At 54.4% G+C, this 21,657-nt stretch carries 15 protein-coding genes; 7 read left to right on the top strand and 8 right to left on the bottom strand.

What is annotated here, in order from left to right:
- Positions 1-57 precede the first annotated feature (57 nt).
- The 8 genes from groL to MMC1_RS01595 form a co-directional block, all read right to left on the bottom strand.
- On the bottom strand, positions 58-1,713 hold the full coding sequence (gene groL, locus MMC1_RS01560) for a chaperonin GroEL (RefSeq protein WP_011711994.1): 1,656 nt from the start codon (positions 1,711-1,713) through the stop codon (positions 58-60).
- A 75-nt stretch (positions 1,714-1,788) separates the two neighbouring features.
- Positions 1,789-2,082, bottom strand: a complete 294-nt coding sequence (gene groES, locus MMC1_RS01565) for a co-chaperone GroES (protein ID WP_011711995.1) — start codon at positions 2,080-2,082, stop codon at positions 1,789-1,791.
- Between the two features lie 430 nt (positions 2,083-2,512).
- Positions 2,513-3,658 (bottom strand): NAD(P)/FAD-dependent oxidoreductase, encoded by a 1,146-nt coding sequence (locus tag MMC1_RS01570; RefSeq protein ID WP_011711996.1) that lies wholly within the window; start codon positions 3,656-3,658, stop codon positions 2,513-2,515.
- Between the two features lie 1,095 nt (positions 3,659-4,753).
- Positions 4,754-7,453, bottom strand: coding sequence for a response regulator (locus tag MMC1_RS01575; RefSeq protein ID WP_011711997.1), 2,700 nt, complete (start codon positions 7,451-7,453; stop codon positions 4,754-4,756).
- 2 nt (positions 7,454-7,455) lie between these two features.
- Positions 7,456-7,935: a hypothetical protein gene (locus MMC1_RS01580; protein WP_011711998.1), complete on the bottom strand. Its 480-nt coding sequence runs from the start codon at positions 7,933-7,935 to the stop codon at positions 7,456-7,458.
- 346 nt (positions 7,936-8,281) lie between these two features.
- Positions 8,282-9,655: a sigma-54 interaction domain-containing protein gene (locus tag MMC1_RS01585; protein ID WP_011711999.1), complete on the bottom strand. Its 1,374-nt coding sequence runs from the start codon at positions 9,653-9,655 to the stop codon at positions 8,282-8,284.
- A 5-nt stretch (positions 9,656-9,660) separates the two neighbouring features.
- On the bottom strand, positions 9,661-12,396 hold the full coding sequence (locus MMC1_RS01590; RefSeq protein WP_011712000.1) for a tetratricopeptide repeat protein: 2,736 nt from the start codon (positions 12,394-12,396) through the stop codon (positions 9,661-9,663).
- On the bottom strand, positions 12,396-13,457 hold the full coding sequence (locus MMC1_RS01595; RefSeq protein ID WP_011712001.1) for a sigma-54 interaction domain-containing protein: 1,062 nt from the start codon (positions 13,455-13,457) through the stop codon (positions 12,396-12,398). Before MMC1_RS01595 ends, MMC1_RS01590 begins: the two co-directional genes overlap by 1 nt.
- Positions 13,458-13,986: 529 nt before the next feature.
- Between MMC1_RS01595 and prmB the strand changes: the two genes are divergently transcribed.
- The 7 genes from prmB (at position 13,987) to MMC1_RS01630 (ending at position 21,622) form a co-directional block, all read left to right on the top strand.
- Positions 13,987-15,009 (top strand): 50S ribosomal protein L3 N(5)-glutamine methyltransferase, encoded by a 1,023-nt coding sequence (gene prmB, locus MMC1_RS01600; RefSeq protein ID WP_011712002.1) that lies wholly within the window; start codon positions 13,987-13,989, stop codon positions 15,007-15,009.
- Entirely contained in the window at positions 15,006-16,400 is a 1,395-nt protein-coding gene (locus MMC1_RS19440) for a GGDEF domain-containing protein (protein WP_011712003.1), read from the top strand. Before prmB ends, MMC1_RS19440 begins: the two co-directional genes overlap by 4 nt.
- Positions 16,401-16,409: 9 nt before the next feature.
- Positions 16,410-17,294 (top strand): squalene synthase HpnC, encoded by an 885-nt coding sequence (gene hpnC / locus MMC1_RS01610; protein ID WP_011712004.1) that lies wholly within the window; start codon positions 16,410-16,412, stop codon positions 17,292-17,294.
- Positions 17,291-18,157 (top strand): presqualene diphosphate synthase HpnD, encoded by an 867-nt coding sequence (gene hpnD, locus MMC1_RS01615; RefSeq protein ID WP_011712005.1) that lies wholly within the window; start codon positions 17,291-17,293, stop codon positions 18,155-18,157. The genes hpnC and hpnD overlap by 4 nt, the downstream gene beginning before the upstream one ends.
- The gene (hpnE, locus tag MMC1_RS01620; RefSeq protein ID WP_011712006.1) at positions 18,144-19,490 is read left to right on the top strand and encodes a hydroxysqualene dehydroxylase HpnE; all 1,347 of its coding nucleotides are present in this window, start codon (positions 18,144-18,146) and stop codon (positions 19,488-19,490) included. The genes hpnD and hpnE overlap by 14 nt, the downstream gene beginning before the upstream one ends.
- A 37-nt stretch (positions 19,491-19,527) precedes the next feature.
- Positions 19,528-20,412 carry an outer membrane protein assembly factor BamD gene (locus tag MMC1_RS01625; RefSeq protein ID WP_049757545.1) on the top strand — a complete coding sequence of 295 codons (885 nt, stop codon included), beginning with the start codon at positions 19,528-19,530 and terminating at the stop codon, positions 20,410-20,412.
- A 79-nt stretch (positions 20,413-20,491) separates the two neighbouring features.
- Positions 20,492-21,622, top strand: coding sequence for an efflux RND transporter periplasmic adaptor subunit (locus MMC1_RS01630; protein WP_011712008.1), 1,131 nt, complete (start codon positions 20,492-20,494; stop codon positions 21,620-21,622).
- The last annotated feature ends 35 nt before the right edge of the window (positions 21,623-21,657 follow it).

The following is a 21,657-nucleotide window of genomic DNA, read 5'->3' on the forward strand; positions in this document are numbered from 1 at the left end:
AGAGGGTTGAGGGCATTTTTTACTCAAATGCGATCACAGGTTGGATCGGACCAGCTCTTACATCATGCCGCCCATACCGCCCATGCCGCCCATACCGCCCATGTCACCGCCGGGCATGGCAGGCTCATCTTTAGGCAGTTCAGCAACCATGGCTTCGGTGGTGATCATCAAGCCAGCAACGGAAGCCGCAGCTTGCAGGGCATGACGCACAACCTTGGCAGGGTCGATAACACCGCTGGCGACCAGATCTTCATACACGCCGGTGGCGGCGTTGAAGCCAAAGTTGGTCTCTTTGGTCTCAACCACACGGTTAACCACCACGGAACCCTCAGCACCGGCATTGGAAGCGATGATGCGCAGGGGCTCTTCCAGGGCGCGGGTCACGATGTTGATGCCCACCTGTTGGTCATGGTTGGCACCTTGCAGGTTGGTCAGGGAGGCTTCACGGGCGCGCAGCAGGGCCACACCACCACCAGGAACAATGCCCTCTTCCACAGCGGCGCGGGTGGCGTGCAGGGCGTCATCAACACGGTCTTTGCGCTCTTTCACTTCAACTTCAGTCGCACCACCAACCTTGATTACCGCGACACCGCCAGCCAACTTGGCCAGACGCTCTTGCAGCTTCTCACGGTCATAATCGGAGGAGGTCTCTTCAATTTGTGCACGGATCTGGTTGACACGGGCCTTGATGGCTTCGTGGTCGCCAGCACCGTCGATGATGGTGGTGTCTTCTTTGGTCACGACGATGGATTTAGCCATACCCAGCATATCCATGGTGACATTTTCCAGCTTAACGCCCACATCCTCAGAAACCAGCACGCCACCGGTTAGGGTTGCGATATCTTCCATCATCGCCTTACGACGGTCGCCAAAGCCGGGGGCTTTGACGGCGCACACTTTCAGGCCGCCACGCAGCTTGTTGACCACTAGGGTAGCGAGGGCTTCGCCCTCAACATCCTCGGCGATAATCATCAGGGGGCGGGAGGATTGCACAGCGCCTTCCAGGATTTGCAGAATCTGTTGCAGGTTGGAGATTTTTTTCTCCACCAACAGGATCAGGGGATTCTCCATTTGCACCAACATTTTGTCGGCGTTGGTGACAAAATAGGGGGAGAGGTAGCCACGGTCAAACTGCATACCTTCCACCACATCCAGGGTGGTTTCCAGGCCTTTGGCCTCTTCCACGGTGATAACACCCTCTTTACCAACTTTATCCATGGCCTCAGCGATCATGTCGCCTACCACTTTATCGGAGTTGGCGGAGATCGCGCCCACTTGGGCGATCTCTTGGGAGTTAGCCACTTCGCGGGAGATCCCTTTCAGACCCACAACCACGGCTTCGACAGCCAGATCAATACCGCGCTTCAGATCCATGGGGTTCATGCCAGCGGCAACCGCTTTCATGCCTTCGCGGATGATCGCTTGGGCCAGCACGGTGGCGGTGGTGGTACCATCACCGGCCACATCGGCGGTTTTGGAGGAGACCTCACGCACCATTTGTGCGCCCATATTTTCAAACTTATCTTCCAGTTCGATCTCTTTGGCAACGGAGACGCCATCCTTGGTCATGCGGGGGGCGCCCCAGGATTTGTCCAGCACCACATTGCGGCCTTTGGGGCCCAGGGTGACTTTAACAGCGTTAGCCAGGATATTAACACCATTCAGCATTTTGGCGCGTGCAGCTTCGCCGAACTTTACTTCTTTGGCAGCCATGGTTGCTTCCTCTTACCGATTTCATAAATGCGCAAGGCGCGTTTTTTTAGTATGGGTTCAGGTAGGGTGTTGGGCTTAGCCCAGGATACCCACGATGTCGGATTCGCGCATAATCAGCAGCTCTTCGCCATCGATACGAACTTCAGTGCCACCATATTTAGAAAAGAGCACTTTGTCGCCCACTTTGACTTCCAGGGGACGGACATTTCCTGCATCGTTCACCACACCGCTACCCACGGCCAGTACTTCGCCTTGAACGGGCTTCTCTTTAGCGGTATCGGGAATAATAATACCACCAGCCGTTTTGGCGTCAGACTCGGTACGCTTTACAACAACACGGTCATGCAGCGGACGAAAATTGATCGACATGTGATTGCCTCCGAAAGATCCAGTTTAACATCTATATGATCGGTTCCCATGGAACCGGTTTTGATTCGCTGTTGTTGCATATGTAGTGATGCCGGGTTGGGATTGCAACCCCATGGGCAAAAAAAAATGGGGCCGGGCACATTTTTTTTATCGCGTCTGGTGCTTGGCCCATACTTTAGCGAAGGCGGTACTCTAAAGCAGCCCCTGGTAAAAGTCTATCCATGCTCTGTTAGGGGTCTGATTTCATAGGCAGCCTATCAGGGATGGCGAGTATACGGATGGCCAAGGCGTTGATGAGGGGCTGTTGGATGATCACCGCAGTGCACCAGTTGCTCGTTAACTAGGTAGGGTGGTTGGGTTGGCGTTTGGCGGGGTGTTAAAGCCCCGCCGTTGTTGGCGGGGCTTGTTATGGCATGACATGTTGGTTGATTTATCGCAGGGGGGCGATATTTTTCCACTCCATGAACTGTTTGATGTAGTGCATGCTGCGCATGGGGGGGAGGATAAGGTTAAGTTTGGGGGAGCGTTGTACAAACATGCCGCGATCGAGGGTATCGACCACGCAGAGGAGTTCATTGCGGTAGGTTGCGCCGATGGGACGGCCCAGCAATTCGTCATACAGGTTAGAGGCGGCGGCGGTTGCTTGCATACCGGCACCATAGCCTTGTTTGGCTTTCCAATCGGGGCCGGGTAGGTTAGCGGCATCGCCAGCCACGTAGGTACGCATCACGCCTTCGGCGCGGCAATATTGGTCGCCTTGGATAAATCCACCTGGGGAGAGTTGCAGGTCGCTCTGTTCGTAGAGGGGCAGGCCGCGCATACCGGGGATAAACAGGGTCATATCGGCGGCGAACTCGCCGCCTTCGGTGCGTACAAAATCGGGGCCGAAGGCTTTAATTTTGTGGCCGAGGTGGGTTTCGATGCCGCGTTGTTGCATGGCATTGAGCATACCTTTAACGGCTTTGGGGCCGAGCCGTTTACCGGGTTCCAGCATGGGGTTAAAGAAAATCAGTTTAAAATCTTGGCGACGTTTTTCGCGTTTGAGTTGGGTATGGATGCCGAATAGGAACTCAAACATGGGTCCGCCGCGTACGGCGGTGGGTTCGTTGGGGTTACCGGCAAAGCCGAAGGCGATGGTACCGCCGGGCATTTTTTGCAAGCGGTCGCGCACCCGTTCGGAGGCGGTTAGGCCGGTGCAGGGGTTGAGGGTATATTCGATACCGGGGGCTTTTTGCAGGTAGGTACCGCCGCTGGCGATGATAAGGCCATCGTTGGGGATATGTTCCCCTTGGGTGGTGATGACGGTACGCCCTTTATGGGTAATTTGGGCGACGGTTGCGGGGATATAGTTAACCTGCATATGTTTAAAAAAGTTTGTTAGATCGACGGTGACATCTTCGGCGCGGCGCAGTCCAGAGGGGATCCAGATCATACTGGGCAGGTGTACGAAGCAGGGTTTGGGTGCGATAACGGTGATCTGTAGTTTTTTTAGGGCATCCAGTTTCCGCAGTTGTTTAATGGCGGCGATGCTGGCGAAGCCGGTACCGATGATGGTGACGTGCATGCGGGCGTGCATTGGGGTCTCCTGGGGGATCGAGGGTGCTAGGGTTTTAGTGTGTTAATTTAGCGTAAATTGGATGAGGGGGCTATGGGCTTAGGGGTAGAGTCTATTTTTGTTGAATCGTTCGGTGTGATGGGGAGGGGGAGTATTGAGATTTTGGTATAGGGTTTTTGTTTTAATCGTTTGATTTTTTTTGCATGTTCTCAAGGATCGGCACTGAACGGTATGGTTTTTATGATTAAAAAAAGGTTAGAGGGGGGTCTGGGGGGAGAAGTTCTCTGTCTCCCCCCAGGGTTTTGCTTTTGATCTTTTGATCTTTTGATCTTTTGATCTTTTGATCTTTTGACTTTTTTTTGCTTTTAGGCTCGCCCTTCGCTAGGGGAGCTAAGCTGCGGCTTTTTGCAGCTTAGCGACCAGCGAGCCAGCCTTTTAATTCCCTAATGGGGGAACATTGAGTCTTTTTTCAATGTTCCCCCATTAGGGAATGCCAAATGCCCCAGGGGGGGTCGTTCCGGGCTGTGGTTGGGGGTGTTGAGCGGTTTTCCCCCCAGCGCCCGTGAGCCCAAGTTTTCCCCCCAGCGCCCGTGAGCCCAAGTTTTCCCCCCAGCGCCCGTGAGCCTAACCGCCCGCCACGCTGGCGCGTGACATCGCTACCCTATGCCCCGTACCGCGCTCCTACACAGCCCGTGCTTTCTTAATAAGACCCCTGCACCCTTGCTCCATCGGTACGGGGCTTTACAAAAGATCAAAAGAGCAAAAGATTAAAAAAGTCAAAAGATCTCAGGGCTTCGCCCCGAACCCCACTGGGCTCCGCCCAGACCCGGCAGGGCGCCGCCCTGCACCCGCTGGGCGGGCAAGCAGAGCTTCCCCCCAGACCCCCCAATCCCTTTTAATAATGAGACTCCCTGGGCATAAAGGCATTCAAGATCACTCGAATATTGCTCCATCGGTACGGGGCCTTACAAAAGATCAAAAGATCTCAGGGCTTCACCCGAACCCCGCTGGGCGGGCAAGCAGAGCTTCCCCCCAATCCCTTTTAATAATGAGACTCCCTGGACATAAGGGCATTCAAACACACGCAAAGATCACCGCTAACCCATCAGCCCCTACCTAAGACCGCTGCATGTGCGGTAAAGCATGCCGCTGAATCGTCTTCAATAACTCATCCTTCTTAAATGGCTTAGTCAAATGCCCATCACAACCCGCCTCAATACTCGCCTCCCGATCCTCACGAAACGCATGCGCCGTCAATGCCAATACAGGCGTGCGCGGCGTCCCCTGCTCACGCTCCCACGAACGTAACGTGCGCGTCGCACTCAACCCATCCATCTCCGGCATCTGAATGTCCATCAAAATTAAATCATAATGATGCTTCTTCACCGACTCCAACGCCTCACGACCATTACCCACAACATCCAATCGATACGCCGTCTTCTTTAAAAAACGCTCAACCAATAACACATTGTCCGGACTATCCTCCGCTAACAAAATCGTAATCGGCGTCTGTAAATCCATATCAACCCTCGGCGCCAATACCACCCGCTGCATACCCAACACATCCATCAATAACTGTAATACCTGCCCCATGCTGTGCGGCTTCTGTATATAATGACTACCCAAGAAATTAGCCTGCTCCAAACACTTCTCAACAGACTCCCAACCCGCAACAATCCAATGAAAACCCCTCTTACCATACTGCCCGCGTAACGACTCTAACAAACGAAAAGCCCCCGTAGGATCATGCCCACTCTCCAACCAAACAACCGAACCAGGAGCAGCCTCCATAAGCTGCGCCCCTAACTCCCCCTCACCATGCGAATAGCGGATCTCCTCACAGTGATGCAGTAATTGATGCCGCAAAACCTCTGCATGATTCGGCGACATGCCATTTAAATAAAGAACAGGACGCGGCTCCAAAATCGAAAGTGGCTGCCTCTGCACCGGCTCGTCAATGGGTATCTCAAACCAAAACCGACTGCCCTGACCGATGGTGCTCTCAACCTGAATATCCCCACCCATCAACGCCACCAAATGACGACTAATCGTCAACCCCAATCCCGTGCCACCAAATTGCCGCGTTACCGATAAATCCGCCTGCGTAAACGCTTCAAAAATCGCCTTTAACCGGGTTTCATCAATCCCAATTCCCGTGTCAGAAATCTCAAAACCTAACCCATACGGGACCTCAGAACTGCTGGTAAAATACGCCCGTAACTCAACCTCACCATTGGCCGTAAACTTAATGGCATTGCCCAGTAAATTGATCATCACCTGACGCAAACGTAACGGATCAACCCCAACCCGAGCCGGTAAATTAGGATGCGGATTAAATAATAAATCAACCTGCTTAACCCGCGCCTTGGCCACCATCATCGCCGACAAATCATCCAATAATGTACGTATGTCCGTCTCAACGACCTCAATATGAATCTGCCCCGATTGCACCTTGGATAAATCCAAAATATCATTCAAAAGATCCATCAATTGATCACCAGCCCGCTGAAAAGTCGCAACAAAACGTGCCTGCTCCCGATCCAACGGTGTATCCTTGAGCAAATCTGCCATGCCCACAATCGCATTCATCGGCGTGCGGATCTCATGACTCATGGTCGCCAAAAACCGACTCTTCGCCGCATTGGCCTCCTCTGCCTCACGCTTGGCCAATGCTAACTGCCGGTTGTTCTTATGTAATGCTACCGTGCGCTCCAAAACCTCACGACGAAACTGCCCCGTACCCATGCGTAATAAAATAAATACCAGTAACTCCACCGCTAAATAGGTGCTGATGGCAAAAAGAATATTGTCGCGAAACTTCGCATTAAACGCCAACATCTCCGCACCCGCCTGACTCCAAACCACCACCTTGCCAACAGGCTTGCTCTGGGGGTCCTGCATATTGCGAAAATCCAATAAATCAAAACATGTAAGCGCGACCGGTTGCCCCCCCAACGGTACAACCTGTAAACGACACATGCCCTCTTGATCGCTAAATAACGCATCATCCTTAAATAATTCCGCCAAACTATTACTGGTGGTCGCCTCCGTCACATAATGCGTGTTCGTAGGACCCTCCGTCACCATCTTTTGATAAACCTTGGGCCATAACGTGTTACGCGCATACTCGGTGGTCAAAAGTACCGCATAATCGGCACCCATTTGCCCCTTTAAATTTTGCAATAACTCTACAAAGCTGGTGCCGCTCTCCACCGACCCCACCAGCATTTCAGGTTTATCCTCACCCGCCGCCATAATCACAGGCACCACACCCCGGATGCCCGCATAAACCCGCCCCGACTCAAACCCCTGCGTCGGCTCACGAAAACGATTGCTGTGAACAATGGTATGGCGAATCGCCGAAAGATCATCCCCAAACTTATCCGGCTTGTGTACCCTTAAAAAAGAGATGTCCCCAGGAGCTAAATGAAAATGTAATTGACGAATCTCATAACTGTTTTGAACCGCTTGCCAACCCGGCTTTAAAAAATTATACAGCTCTTTACGTATACGCGCAGCTTGCACCCCACCCGCACCGCCACCCTCACGATCCACCGCTAAGCGACCCTGTAAAAAGCGTGAACGGACCTCCGGTGTATTGGCAAGCAGTGTGGATATCTGCTGCATGTGCCCCGCCGTACTGATTAGGGTATGGTTGAAAACATCCCTATGGTTATTGGCCCTGCGGGATAAATTTTGCCACAATACACGCTTGTCGGCCGTATAGTTCAGCCATACAAACGCGGCATCTAACAGCGCAATAATGATGGAAATAATAAGAAAAAGATGCCGGAATGTGACCGATCCATAATCCATAGCTATCGCGACTCCGCCCCAACGGGTTTAAGACCTGCACTTTCCACAGCGGGAACCGCAGTGTAGAGACCCATTTCTTGCAATTTTAACAGTTGAATGGTTTCCAACTGACGTTGTTGTCGACGTAACTGTGCTTGCGCACCCTGCAACTGCTTGCGTAAATCATGAATACGCGCCCGAGACGCCACCACCACCGCGCGATGCGCCGTAACGGGATTGCGTTGCTCCTGCTGAGCCAACCGTCGCGCCTGTTCAATCTGTTGGCGCCGCCCACGTACCACCTGCCGATAATCCGCCTTGGCACCATCCAACACCAGCTGCGCCTGTTCAAGCCGCTGCTGGGCCGCCAGCAAACGGCGCTGCCAGTAAAGCCCCGGCAATAACCGATGCTGCGCCCGTAACCATAGGCCCTGTGGGGGTAAATCAGGATTACCAACCGGTACAAACAGCAAGCCCCCCAATACCAGCAAAACCGCAACCATACCCCCCCACACAAGCATGGGGGCCGTTATGTGCAATCTGCTTGTCCTGCCCACCGTAGCTTCCACCAACGCCCCCCTTAAACCCCCTCTGTGCGCCATTTAACCACAATAGCTCACCCCACAACGCTCCATACCAAGCGTTTCACCAATAACCGTCGTTTTCATAACCTAACCGCGAAATAAACCCCACCATCATACATGCTTTATCAACGATATTTCACCTTTTTTAGCGAATTGTAACGAGTGCCTCTGGAGATACGCTCTCAACGCCCCACGCCCTAACCCATAAAAAAGGCAAGCTCGAAAGCTTGCCTTTTTTATAAACCGATTGAACAGACCCTCTTATTTAAGGAATCCGGCCCGCATACTCATTAAGCTTGTTGCGTAGCGTGCGAATGGAAATACCCAAAATCTCCGCCGCTCGGGTACGGTTGCCGTCCACCTCATCCAACGTACGGCGGATAAGGATCTCCTCCATCTCCCGTACCGTGGTACCCACCGGCATGTGAATATGGTCCCCATCCAGCGCCATACCCATCTCATCCGCATCCCGTGTCATGCTGGGCGAGGGAGCCGCCGAACCGCTTACCTCAATCATCAAATCATGGCTGCTCACCGCATCATCCTCGGCGATCAACAGGGCTCGCTGGACCACATTCTCCAGCTCCCGAATATTGCCCGGCCAACGGTAGCGTACCAAGGCATCCATGGCCGCTGCATCAAAGGGAATATCATTACGCCCCAGCTCTTTAATGAAACGCTGGCGAAACAGATCAGCCAGCAGCACAACATCCTTAGGACGTTGGCGCAACGGCGTAATAAAGACCGGAAAGACATTGAGCCGGTAATAGAGATCCTCGCGAAACAGCCCATCTGCGGCATACTCTTTAAGATCCCGGTTGGTGGAGGCAATCACCCGCACATCCAACGCAATAGGGTGTTTACCACCCACCGGATCAACCTCTTTCTCCTGCAACACACGTAGCAATTTGGCCTGTAGGTTTAGGGTCATCTCGGAGATCTCATCCAAAAAGATGGTACCTCCGTTGGCCTGTAAAAACTTGCCTTTACGGTCACTGGTCGCGCCAGTAAAGGCCCCCTTAATGTGACCAAACAGCTCAGATTCAAGCAAATTTTCCGGTAGGGCCGCGCAGTTAATGGCAACAAAAGGGCCATTAGCCCGATCAGAAACCTGATGAACATACCGCGCCATCAGCTCTTTACCCGTACCACTCTCCCCTTGAATCAACACCGTCGCGTTGGAGTTGGAAACCCGTCGGACCTGACCCAACAGTTTGAGCATGGCCGGATCCGCCGTCACCAAACGACGTCCACGACCCAACTCAGGATCAAAAAACTGATTGTTGTAGCGCTTGATCTGTGCCGACAGCACCTCATTGTCCACCGGTAACAGCAGATAATCTGCCGCACCCGCATCAATGGTCTGCTTGGCCTCATGCACACTGCCCCGTGTGGCGATGGCTAACAGAGGTAACCCACGGAATAAAAAGGTTAGCTCCTTGAGTAGATCCAGTGGTTCATCCACCCCCTCCATGGCGATCATGACCAGCCCAGCCTGGTGGCTGCGCAGATAGGTTTTAGCCTTGGTAACGTCCGCGATAAGCACAGGTTGGCATTGCAACGACTTAAGCTGCATCGCCAAGCTGTTCAGGGCGCTATCGGACCGTCCCAGCAAAATGATTTCAGTCTGATCCTTCATGGTCTTCAGGGTGCCATTTCCTGTACCAGTTCGAGCTGTTTCGCATTCTCACGCGCCATGGGCGCCCAAGAGGCTTGTGGATCCAGCTCCGCCGCTTTTTCAAAAGCCTGTTTGGCTTCCGTTAAATTTCGCTGTTTCTGTAGAATATCGCCGATACGCATCAACGCCAAGGCTTTGAATTGTACCTTCTCCGCTTCATCCGCTACCTTGCGGTAAACCGGTAGCGCCTTTTCATCACCGCGCCATGCCTGTTGTACCGTAGCGTACCAGTAATAATCCTTGCCGTCACCCATAGGTCGATTAAAAAGCAAATCTTCTAGATTTTGTACCGCCTGCGGAAAACGTCCCCGTTCAGATTCGGCCTTGGCCAACAAACGCAGCCGCTCATCCCGCTCTCCTTCACTTAACCCTTTTATCGGTAAACGGTTAAGAAGATCCAAAATGGCCACCCAATCCTCTTTCTCGCGGCGGCGTTCTGCCTCTGCAACCCGCACCCGAGCCTCGCGCTCATTGACCAAACTCCGATCTTGATCAACCTTGGGGTAGATGCCATTGGCCAGATCATCGGCCAACTTGTGCAAACGCTTGCTCTCAACATCATCATTGACCGCCAACAGCGGCTGCGCTTCACGATATTGACCCAACCGCATTAATGCCTCGCTCAGCTGCGTACGAGGCACCACAAACAGATTAAAACGACGCCAATCCTCGCCATAGGTCTCCGCTAAAGACATGGCGTACTCTGGTTGACGTTGGGTCAACGCCTGCTCCATACCAGCCTGGAGATAACGACGACGTAACAAGTTGGCACGATTGCGCTCAAAACCAATATCCAACATGGTCAGCAGATAGTTAAGGGTCTTTAAACTGGACTCATGATCCCCAGAATCCCCCTGTAACTGCGATTTGGCAAAATAGGCCTCAAAGATCGCTTTACCCCGTGGGTTGCTCGCAATAATTTCATCCAACTCCTGGAGACGCTCTTTAACATCCCGCTTGCCATCCATCTCTACCCGGAAAATGCGCCCCCATAACTGCGCACCAGAGTTGGGATAGATCAATCCCAAACGGTCCAGCAGTCGCTTGGCCTCATCCTCTTTGTTCATAAAACGGTAACACATGGCGGCCCGTAACATCGCCCAAGGTGTAACCGCCGGAGTGTCTGGATAGGCATCCAAAATGCGTATGTAGAGATCCAACGCCTTGGGAAAATCATTATGGTTGTAGTAAGCCGTCGCCAACTGAATGTAGCGGTCTGGATCATTGGCCAAGAAGGTCATCTCTGGATCAGGAATCTCTTCTAAAATCTTGACCGCCTTCTCCAAATGGTTACGCTGGGTCTCTAGATCCACCAATTCAAAATAGGCACCCGCCCGTTCACGCACATTGGCGTCGGGCATTTTTTCCAGCAGATAGTAAAGGCGCTCCAGCGCTTCCACATCATGCCCCATACCCTTTTCGGCACGCGCTTGTTCCAACACCACCCGTGCATCATTCATGGGCAAGTTGGGATCGTTCATGGCGGCTAACGCCCGCTCAGATTGGTGGGCACCATTCATTAACTGCAACTGTAGCAGGCGATACTCAGGATAGCGATAGTGGTTGGGGTAGGTGTTGAGCACGCCGGTGAGCTCCTCCAACAACCAGCCCGCCTTCTCCCACTGCATTTTTTTGCCCAAATCAACCTTATAAAAGGCCAGCAACTCCCGATTTTGGGTCTGGGGAAAGGTGCGTAAGATGGCATCCAGATACCCCCGCGCCTTGCCATACTGGTGGTCCTTCTCCGCCGCCAGCGCATTGTTCATAAAATACTCTTCCGTCACCTCTTGATCCGCCAACTTAACCACCTCGGACGACGGCTTGAAGATCGGGGTAATGCGGTTTAAGGGCAAGGGCAGCCCTTCAGCAACGGCTTGCAAACGGTTGGTCAAAATGGTGTCAATATCCTGCTTGCGTTTGACATCCTTCATGTTTTGGGTACGTAATTCAATAATGAGCGTGCCGCTCTTGGGATTTTGATGCAGCTCAACACTGCCCGTACGGGGATGAAAGGCAATCTCCATCTCCAACAGGTCATTGCTAAAAGTGTAGGTGTGAATGGCGGTGACCAAACCCGCTGGTTGGGGCGCGATCCAAAATTTATCCATGGCCGCACCCTGCCACTGCAAACGGATGGCGTGCTGGGCATGGTCAATATTCTGATCTTTGATCTCAGCGCTACCCACATGGTCAATCACCACCAAGGTGCCCTCGGCCCCTGGTAAAATACGCGCTCCACGAATGCGCGTGACATCCTGCGGGTTAGGCATGGGGGTGGGTTCAATATAGAGAATGTAGCGAGAAGGATGCCGCCGTTTGGCCTCGGTCACTTGATGCCGAAAGGTCAATAACGGCACCTTGAGCTCTAAGGTGATATAAAGCCCCAACTCACCGGCAATCTCTTCAACCACGATATTACGAATATAACGGGTGGTTTTAGGATCAATACGGGTGTGCGGTAGCGCCAGCAAATTGGGCACCTTCAAGCGCAATACCTTAGGGCGAATCAGCTCCCAACTGGGCAACTGGTCGTTGCTCGGCAGCTCGAAGCTAAGGGTGTCCCCTTTGCCGGAAGGTGAAGGTTCATGTTGTAACTCGGTAGAAAAAGCCCAACCCCGTACCGGTATGAACAGCACCATCACCAACAGCAATAACCCAGGCACTGCCCAAGGTTTGGTCCGTTTGTTTGGCTGGGCGTTCATTAGCCGCTCCGTTGTTCGCTCTGTTTATCGTCTTCCAGCCCCTTTTTCTTGATCTTCTCCACCAGCGTGGTGCGATTAAGCTTTAATAGCTGGGCCGCTTTGTTTTTGTTCCAACCCGTTCGATTAAGGGCATTTAAAATGAGTTGATTTTCGTATTGCTCAACCTGATGGTTAAAGTCGGTGACACTCTCACGATCATCCAAGACCATCTCCCCATCCCCTTCATCCTCATCGTCGTCGTTATAGGCGACCCTAAAGGCTTGCACGGGAATGCGCTCCTCTTGCGCACGGGGTTCGGTATGGTTGCTGGTGTCCAACATATTCTCCGGCAGATCGTCCAACGTAACCTCATCGTCGGCCAGCACAATCAACCGCTCCATCAAATTTTCCAACTCACGCACATTGCCCTTCCAGCTGTAACGCTGAAAAATAGACATCACTTGGGCACCAATTTTGACAGGAGGACAGTTGCTGCGTGCGGCGCATTTTTCCATAAAATGCTCAACCAGCGAGGATACATCTTCTATACGGTCACGCAGAGGCGGTACCTGAATGGGTACCACATTAAGACGGTAGAAAAGGTCTTCGCGAAAGCGCCCCTCTTCCACTTCTTTAGAAAGATTTTTATGGGTGGCGGCAATCACCCGCACATTGACCTCAACCGAGCGCAGTGCCCCCACCGGCTCCACAATACGCTCTTGCAGAACCCGCAACATTTTAACCTGGAGTTTTGGGGACATATCCCCAATTTCATCCAGAAAAATGGTGCCATTGTTGGCGGTGACAAACTTACCGGGACGATCCCGCACCGCCCCCGTAAACGAGCCCTTGGCGTGACCAAACAGCTCCGATTCCAACAAATCTTCGGGAATCGCACCACAGTTGACCGCAATCAACGGGCCATTGTGACGGGGAGAGGTATTGTGAATAGCCCGACAAATCAATTCTTTACCAGTACCGCTCTCACCATGGATAAGGACGGTGGAATCCGCCGCAGCTACCCGCTCGATGAGCTTGAACAGTTTGCGCATTGCCGGTGCGCTGCCAATAATACCGTTCACGTCCCCTCCTAAGGCCGATGGTTAAACCATCCGCTGGGTCAAATCGGTGATCCGTCCATCCTTGGACGGTGCCATGCGGTGGCCAAACGTGACGGGTAAAGGGGCTGCGCATGGCACACGGTTTTAGTGTACACTAACCTGCAAAGCCACTCGGCCCGTGACGTGTGCCGAGATTCGCATCGCGAATAAACTCCCCAAGATGCTGAAAATGTGTCTATTCTGCATCTTCTTTGGCGGTTCCCTACAGGGGTGAGCCGCCTGAAACGGGTGCGTGTCAGAAAATCGACGTCTATTCTTTGACGCCTCTGTGTGGAGTTATGGGATCTTAACGCCCCGTCAAAAATCCAACACAAGAGTACGCCACCCACCGTTCCACAACAAGCGGTCATGTGGGTTTTGTTACGTTTTTCTTACACGTGCCAGTCGTAACCTATATTTTTATGTCGGTCCCCCTTATAAACAGGGGCTCATGTGGGGTATACCCCCTTGGACCAGTGGCTTATCGAACCCTTCTGTAAGGACGACCTCCATGTCGGGTAAATACAAAAATCGGGCCAACCAGACGGATGGCACTAAAAAAAGGACCGATAAAGGTCGCCCAGGCGCACCCCAAAGAGGGGGCCAAAAAAACCCTCCTGCGCGCACCGTAACCGATCCAGCCCATAGTGTGGATGGCTGGTTGCGCCGGAGTACCGCCCGTTTAAAACAGGCCAAGCTTAGCTATGATAATGGTCTGCAAGAACCCCAGTGGGAGGCGGAATATCTGCTGGCCCATGCCATGGGTATGGATTTAGAGCAGTTGGAGCGGCATAAAACCCAGCAGGTTGGCCCTGACCAAGCCGCCTATATGGAGGCCCTATTACAGCAGCGCATCGAGCAGCGCAAACCGGTCAACTATATCACCGGCGAGGCTTGGTTTGCGGGCCACCGTTTTGTGGTGGATGAGCGGGTGCTCATTCCCCGATCACGCATCGAAAATGTGCTGGATGATCCCGATGGTTTGCTGGGTTTAATGGAAGGCGCCCGCCCGCTTAAGCGCATGTTGGATCTCTGTACGGGTAGTGGTTGTTTGGCCATTACGGCGGCGCTGCACTACCCCTGGTTGCAGGTGGATGCGGTCGATCTTTCTGCCGATGCACTGGCGGTGGCGGCGGAAAATGTCAAGCGTCATCGGGTGACCGAACGGGTGCGTTTGGTGCGCTCTAATCTATTCGAAAAGTTAACGGGGGCGTGTTACGATTTGATCCTTACCAATCCCCCTTATGTGCCGACGCGCATCTATGCTGGATTGGCAGCAGAGTACCATCGGGAACCAAAAATGGCCCTAGAGGCGGGGGGGGATGGCTTGGATTTGGTCATTCCCATTTTACAGCAAGCAGCAGAGTACCTTGAACCGGGTGGTATCCTGTTGTGTGAAGTGGGGGATGATACCCAGGAGATCATGGAACAGCGGTGGCCAGATCTACCGGTCTATTGGCTACAGTTTCATTTTGAGGCCAGCGGTGTTTTTGCCGTAACCCGTGAGCAGCTTTTGGATTGGGATGGGCTATGATTTTTAGAAAAAAGAAGAAATCGCTCAGCGAAGAGCCGGTAAAAGTCCAGTATGCGTTAGACTTTCTCGAAGAAAAACACGAAGATCGGGATGGTGCTCGGCGTGTTTTGCGGGATTGGGTGTTTCAGGAAGCCATGGGTCCCGATCCCTTGAAAGATCCTGCTGTTCGTCTGTTGGTCAGCGCCTTAGTCAACGGTTTTAAGCCTGCCTACCTGGGGGATGCCGAGATGCAGGGGCGGGTCGACCGCGTGGTTGAGGATCTCAAACAGGGCAAGCACAAAAAGGAGTCTGAACCGCTGTTGGAGGAGCTGCGGGCGCTGATTGCGGGTCTGGGCAAGCTTTCGACCCGACAGAGTGACCGGATGCATCTGGCCATTCGTTGGTTGCCAGATATTCTGCAAGCGGTGCACACCCTAACCCGGGGCGAGGCGTGGGCAGAAGAGCAGAGCTTAATGTTGATTGAGCAGTCAGGGGTATTGCCGCCGGGTTATTGGGAGCGCTTGGGGAGCTTTTGCAGTGAGATTCGCGAGGCGGGTGTCTCCAGCTTTGAACGCTGGGAGGAGAGCCGTAAAGCGCTGGTGGATCTCATTGCCGAGATCGCCGACCGTATGCGGGTTATGCGTAAGGATGCCAGCGGTGCCACCGGGCGTTTGGATGAGACCCTCAGCCGCATTCGCACCACCACCCGCTTGGGGGATTTGGAAAGTTTGCGCGGTGCCCTCGTCACCGAGGCCGAAGCCCTGCGTAGCCAAACCCAGTCGTTAGCCACCTCCTTATCGGAGAGTCAGGCCCAGTTGGATCTCACCCGTAAGCAGCTCCAGCAGGTACAGGACGACCTAAAAAAGGCCAAGGAGGAGAGCCTTACCGATCCTTTGACCCAGGTGGCTAACCGTCGCGCGCTGTTCCAGTCGTTAACCCGCGAAACCGCCCGTACCCGCCGTTATGGGGAGCCCTTGTCACTCATTATTATTGATTTGGACCATTTTAAAAAGATCAACGACACCTATGGTCATCCGGTGGGGGATCGGGTGTTAAAAGAGGTCGCAGGTCATGCCCGCGCCCTCCTACGGGACTCCGACACCCTGGCCCGCTATGGGGGTGAGGAGTTTGTGGCGCTCCTGCCAGAGACCACCTTGCCGCAAGCTATGGAGAAGGCCGAGCAGATACGTCTAAGTGTGGCGGCCATGCGCTTTAAGTTAAAAGGGGAGAGTTTGAGCATCAGCGCCAGCCTTGGGGTGGCCCAATTGGATGATGGGGCCAGCCAGGATGCCAACAACGAAGCCTTTGTCCACCGTGCCGATCAGGCGCTCTATCGGGCCAAGAGCGGGGGGCGTAACTGCGTTATCCAGGCGGATCCAACCCCAGCATCCGACAGTCAGGCCACCAGTTAAAGGAACGTTATGTCCTGGTTTACAGGTCCCACCATACCCTACCATCTGTTGCAGGATTTTGACTACTGCCAGCGGGTGGTGCGTGCCAACAGTGAAAATTTTCCTGTGGGTTCCTTGTTGGCACCGGCGCGTTTACGGCCCCATATCCATGCGGTTTATGCTTATGCTCGCATGGCCGATGATTTTGCCGATAGCAGTGAGGGTAGCCCTAAGGAGAAGTTACAAAAGTTGGATGATTGGCAGCGCCGTTTAGAGGCCGCCCAGCGTGGAGAGGCCGATCATCCGGTGTTTCGCGCCCTAGCCTATACCATGCAGCAGATGCAGTTGCCCATTGATCCCCTACGGGATCTGCTCATGGCGTTTCGTATGGATATTACCTGCAAACATTATGATACCACCCAAGAGTTGCTGGAGTATTGCCGATATTCGGCCAATCCGGTGGGGCGCATTGTGCTGCGGCTGGCGGGTTATCGGGATGAAACCCTGATGGGTTATGCCGACGCCATTTGCACGGCCTTGCAACTGACCAACCATTGGCAGGATCTGGGTGAGGATCCGTGGAACGGGCGTCCCCTCTATCTTCCTAGGGAGGAGATGGCCCGTTTTGGGGTCAAGGAGGCGGATATCTTACAGCGGCGTTTTTCAGCCGCCGCCGCCGAGCTGATGATGCACCTAATTGCGCAGACGCGGGCGCTCTATCTACAGGGGGAGCCCCTGCTGACCAAAGTGTCCTGGCCCCTTAATCTCGAACTGGGGGCGACCTGGGCGGGGGGCATGGCGGTCTTGGAGCGGATTGAGCAGTTGGGGGGTAATACCTTGCGGGAGCGGCCCTCCCTGGATAAACGTGCCAAAATGGGCTGCTTGTTGCGGGGCCTAGGGCGGGTGTGTCGATGACGCCAGATCTCTATTGCCAGGCGCGTGTAAAACGCAGTGGTAGCTCTTTTTATTGGCCCATGCGGCTGTTGCCGGCGCACAAACGGCGGGGTCTGTTTGCCCTCTATGCCTTCTGCCGTGAGGTGGATGATATTGTGGATCGGCAATTGGATCCTCGTGCAGCGCACATGAAACTGGCGTGGTGGCACGAGGAGATTGTGGAGGTTTTTACCGGTCAGCCCCGTCACCCTGTCGCTAGGGCATTGCATGCCCTAAAAGATCAATATGGGTGGCAAATGGCCCCCTTTATAGAGATTTTGCAGGGTATGGAGATGGATCTGCAACCGCGAAACTATGAGAACTGGCAGGAGCTAGAGGGCTACTGCCATAAGGTTTCGGTGGCGGTGGGTTTGGCGGCTTTGCCGGTCTTTGGGGTAACGGGGGAGCGGGCGCAGCAGTTTGCCCATCACCTTGGCATGGCTTTGCAGTTGACCAATATTCTGCGAGATCTGTTCGAGGATGGGCAGATGGGGCGTGTTTATCTGCCGCAAACCGTGTTGCAGGCCCACGGGGTTCAACATCAAGGGATATTGGACGGGGAATGGCAGCCGGCGTTGGTAGCCGCGTTGCAGGAGGTTGATGCGCGTATTGAGAGCCACTTTGCCCAAGCCCGTGAGCTGGTGCAAGGCGAGCACTTTGCCCAGCTTACTGCCGCACGTTCGATGGGCGCGGTCTACCATGCCCGGTTGCGCCGCATACGGGCCGCTGGCTATCGGGTTGATCAGCAGCCAGCCCAGTTGAGTAAAAGTTATAAGCTGTGGCTCTGTCTGCGCTGTTGGTTGGCCAGCCGGGTGGGCTGGTTGCGGGCGTATGATGCCCTTTGAGTGGGAGGGGCCGCTGGATCTGGTGATCATTGGTGGAGGCTTGGCGGGACTCGCCTGTGCCAGCGAGGCGCTGCGCCAGGGCCGCCGTCCGCTGCTGGTGGAGGCCGCACCCCGTTTAGGGGGGCGGGTGGCCAGCCACTGGGATCGACGTTGGGGCTGTGTTTTGGATAATGGTCCCCACCTGCTGGTGGGGGCGTATAAGGAGACCCTGGCTTGGTTGGCCCAACTAGGGGTGCAGGAGGGGTTGCAACGGGGCACGGCCTACCATTTTTACACCCCTCAACATGGGCACCATAAGCTGTCGTTAGGGCCGGGTTGGGCGGCTTGGCGGTTAGGGCGGGGGTTGGCGCAGTTACCGGGGTTGAGTGGTGGAGAGCTGTGGTCGTTGCGGGGTCTGCTGCCCGCGCTCTGGAGGGAACACGTTAGGGGCGCAGCACATGCCCTAACCGTCACCCAATGGTTGCAGCGGGCTGGTTCACCACCGCAGCTCTTTGAACGGCTGTGGGAGCCGCTCTGTCTGGCGACTTTGAACGAAGGACCCGGCAGTGCCGATGCCCACCTGTTTGCCGGTGTACTCAGTCGACTCTTTTTATGGAACAGTGCTGACGCACAGCCTCTTTACCCGACTCAGGATTTAAGTAGCCTGCTGGTGGAACCCGCCCGCCGTTGGATAGAACAGCGGGGTGGGGTTATTCGCACGGGGTTACGTTTGCAGGGGCTAGAGCAGAGCCAGCAACAGATCACGGCGTTGATTTTGCATAGCGCTACAGAGGGGGTTACTTGGCATCTGCCCGCTGGGTTACCGGTAGTACTGGCCATACCTCACTGGAGCTTAGCCAGCCTATTGCCCCAATGGGCCCAGCAGCAGGGGTGGACTGAGTGGCCGGCGGCACCCATTGTTGCGGTGCATTTGCGCTACGATGGGGCGGTCAAACAGCCTGCACCGATGGTGGGCATGCCCGGTTCGGTCAGTCAGTGGCTCTGCCAATGGCCCATGGCGGCGGGCGAGGGGCGCATCAGCGCCGCCATAAGTGCCGCCTATCGGGAAGTAAGCTGGCAGAGCCAGCGTTTGATTGATGCGGTGCATCAGGATGTGGTTGCGCAACAGCCCCAGTTGGCAGGGATGCAACCCCAAGGTCGGGTGATTAAGACACAGCGGGCCACCTTTGCCAGTTGGCCAGGGGTAAACCGTTGGCGACCGAACGGTCGTTGCACGCCGTGGCACAATATGTATCTGGCCGGAGATTGGACCGCAACCGGTCTGCCTGCGACCATTGAGGGGGCGGTGCAGAGTGGTCGGCAGGCTGCCCAAGCAATTTTTACCCCCCGCTGAGGGCGGGTAGGGTATGAGAGATGGAGAGAAGCGAACCATGAAACGGTTATGCATGATGGTCATGTTGGTGCTGCTTTTGAGCGGTTGCAGCAGCACCGAAGAGAAGGATGTCCAGCCCGATTTGGCACCGGAAGTGATGTATCGCATGGCGGTCAACCATGTACAAAAGAAAAACTATAAGAGCGCGGCGACCATCTTTACCGATCTGGATCAGAAACACCCCTTTTCGCCGTGGGCGGTGCGTGCGCAGCTTAATCTGATCTTTGCAACCTATAAGCAGGATGAGTTTGATGAGGCGGTGGGGCATGCCAAACGGTTTATCCGTCTGCATCCACGCCATCCCGAGGTCTCTTATGCTTTTTATATGATTGGTCTTGCCCACTATCGGCAGATTAAAGATCCCTACCGAGATCAAGCTCGCACCAAAGAGGCAGCTACTGCATTCCACGAAGTGATCAACCGCTTTGGCGAGTCTGACTATGCGTGGGAGGCCCAAAAAATGTTGGACTTCTGCCGTAACCGTATGGCTCAGCAGGAGATTGTCGTCGGTCGCTACTATTTTGACCGGGGCGAGTATATTGCGGCGATGAAACGGTTTAATGAGATTGTGGATAATCCAGAATTTCGTGACAGTCTGCAAACCGAAGAGGCGCTGTTTAGTATGGTGCTGAGCGCGTTGAAACTGGGTTTGGAGCAAGAGGCCAAAAACTATGCCGTGGTGTTGGGGCATAACTATAAGGATGGTCGTTTGTATGCCGTGGCTAAAGATATCCTTAATGGCAAAGGGGGAATTAGCCGATCCGATCTACAGAGCATGCGCCCGGAGATTGTCGAAGATTCGATTGTGGCACAGTTCCTAGAGGGGATGCAGCCTGGTCTGCCGGGTATGTTTGGGGAGGGCGCAAGGGGTAACGGTCTCTAGGCTTTACACCTCAAGCACCTAAGCGCTAGAAAAAAAGGGTTGGGCATGTTCCAGCCCTTTTTTATGGGTAGGTGGTGGCATGGATAGGTATATCTCTAAGGGTAGAATTGGTCTGACTTGGCTCGCTTTAGCATGGCTGACCAGTGCAGCAGCCGTGGGTTATGGGCAAGAGGTTACGCAGCCTGAGCAGCCACCTGAGGCTGTTCTTTCCCCCCCTGAAGCACCCCTCTTCGGTGCCCAGGTGACACCCGGGCTAGGGCAGGTGGTGACGGTTAAACCGGTTGCAGCGCTGTTGGTTGAGCAGCAGGAACAGGCGGCGGCCAGCGTGGTGGCGCTGCGGGAGGCGTGGGTTGCGGCTCAGGTGAGCGCGCCGATATTAGAGTTGCATGCGGAGACCGGTGATCGTGTGGCGTGGGGGGCCGTATTGGCCCGCCAGGATACTTGGTCCCAAGGGCTAGAGCACGCACGGGCCAAGGCGGCTCTCGGAGTGCTGGAAAGTCAGTTGCTGCTGGCCAAGCAGCAGTTGGAGCAGGTAGAAAAGCTGGGCGAGCAGGAGGCAACGGGAGAGGCGTTGATGGGGCGCCGCCGTGGGGAGAAACAGGTTTTAGAGGCGCGCATTGTCGAAGCCAAGAGCGCCGTCGAGCAGGCGGTCAAACAGGTGGAAAAGGGGGTGATTCATGCACCCTTTTCTGGTGTGGTGTTGGATCGAAAGGCTCAACTGGGGGGGTGGTCGGATGTTGGGAGCCCCTTGTTTCAATTGGTCGATCCTGTACGCGTTATGCTGGAGGCGACGATTCCTGCTGCATCCATCAAGTCCATGAAGATGGCCAAGCGTTGGTATTTTGTGCATGCAAGTGGGCAGGTAGAGGTTAAATTGGAGAACATCTTACCCAGGCAGGAGGAGACAACTCAGACGTTGCGGGTGCGTTTTCGTTTTGACCGTGACAAGCCGTTGCCAGGGAGCAGTGGGCAGTTGGTGTGGCAGGATGAGCAGCGTTGGATAGAACCAGATCTGCTGGTTGAGCGCAACAACAAGTTGGGCTTGTTTATTGTGGACGACCAGCAGGTGGCCCATTTTGTGGCATTACCCCATGCTCAAGCGGGGCAACGCGCCCAGCTGTTGTCCCTGTTTACCCCAGATATGCCCATTGTGATCATGGGCCGGGACCAGTTACAGGATGGGCAGCAGGTGGTGGTGAGCCAAGAGTAGGGGTTAATGCTCTGCACAAGGGGGGTATAAGCCCC

This window comes from Magnetococcus marinus MC-1, from assembly GCF_000014865.1.
Classification (GTDB): Bacteria; Pseudomonadota; Magnetococcia; order Magnetococcales; family Magnetococcaceae; genus Magnetococcus; species Magnetococcus marinus.

What these genes read in the sequence shown, in the direction of transcription:
- hpnE (WP_011712006.1), top strand. Translation starts at nt 18,144, where the DNA reads ATGATGCCCTTTGAGTGGGAGGGGCCGCTGGATCTGGTGATCATTGGT.
- MMC1_RS01570 (WP_011711996.1), bottom strand. Translation starts at nt 3,658, where the DNA reads ATGCACGCCCGCATGCACGTCACCATCATCGGTACCGGCTTCGCCAGC.
- hpnC (WP_011712004.1), top strand. Translation starts at nt 16,410, where the DNA reads ATGTCCTGGTTTACAGGTCCCACCATACCCTACCATCTGTTGCAGGAT.
- MMC1_RS01575 (WP_011711997.1), bottom strand. Translation starts at nt 7,453, where the DNA reads ATGGATTATGGATCGGTCACATTCCGGCATCTTTTTCTTATTATTTCC.
- MMC1_RS19440 (WP_011712003.1), top strand. Translation starts at nt 15,006, where the DNA reads ATGATTTTTAGAAAAAAGAAGAAATCGCTCAGCGAAGAGCCGGTAAAA.
- prmB (WP_011712002.1), top strand. Translation starts at nt 13,987, where the DNA reads ATGTCGGGTAAATACAAAAATCGGGCCAACCAGACGGATGGCACTAAA.
- MMC1_RS01590 (WP_011712000.1), bottom strand. Translation starts at nt 12,396, where the DNA reads ATGAACGCCCAGCCAAACAAACGGACCAAACCTTGGGCAGTGCCTGGG.
- MMC1_RS01585 (WP_011711999.1), bottom strand. Translation starts at nt 9,655, where the DNA reads ATGAAGGATCAGACTGAAATCATTTTGCTGGGACGGTCCGATAGCGCC.
- MMC1_RS01580 (WP_011711998.1), bottom strand. Translation starts at nt 7,935, where the DNA reads ATGGTTGCGGTTTTGCTGGTATTGGGGGGCTTGCTGTTTGTACCGGTT.
- MMC1_RS01625 (WP_049757545.1), top strand. Translation starts at nt 19,528, where the DNA reads ATGAAACGGTTATGCATGATGGTCATGTTGGTGCTGCTTTTGAGCGGT.
- hpnD (WP_011712005.1), top strand. Translation starts at nt 17,291, where the DNA reads ATGACGCCAGATCTCTATTGCCAGGCGCGTGTAAAACGCAGTGGTAGC.
- groL (WP_011711994.1), bottom strand. Translation starts at nt 1,713, where the DNA reads ATGGCTGCCAAAGAAGTAAAGTTCGGCGAAGCTGCACGCGCCAAAATG.
- MMC1_RS01630 (WP_011712008.1), top strand. Translation starts at nt 20,492, where the DNA reads ATGGATAGGTATATCTCTAAGGGTAGAATTGGTCTGACTTGGCTCGCT.
- groES (WP_011711995.1), bottom strand. Translation starts at nt 2,082, where the DNA reads ATGTCGATCAATTTTCGTCCGCTGCATGACCGTGTTGTTGTAAAGCGT.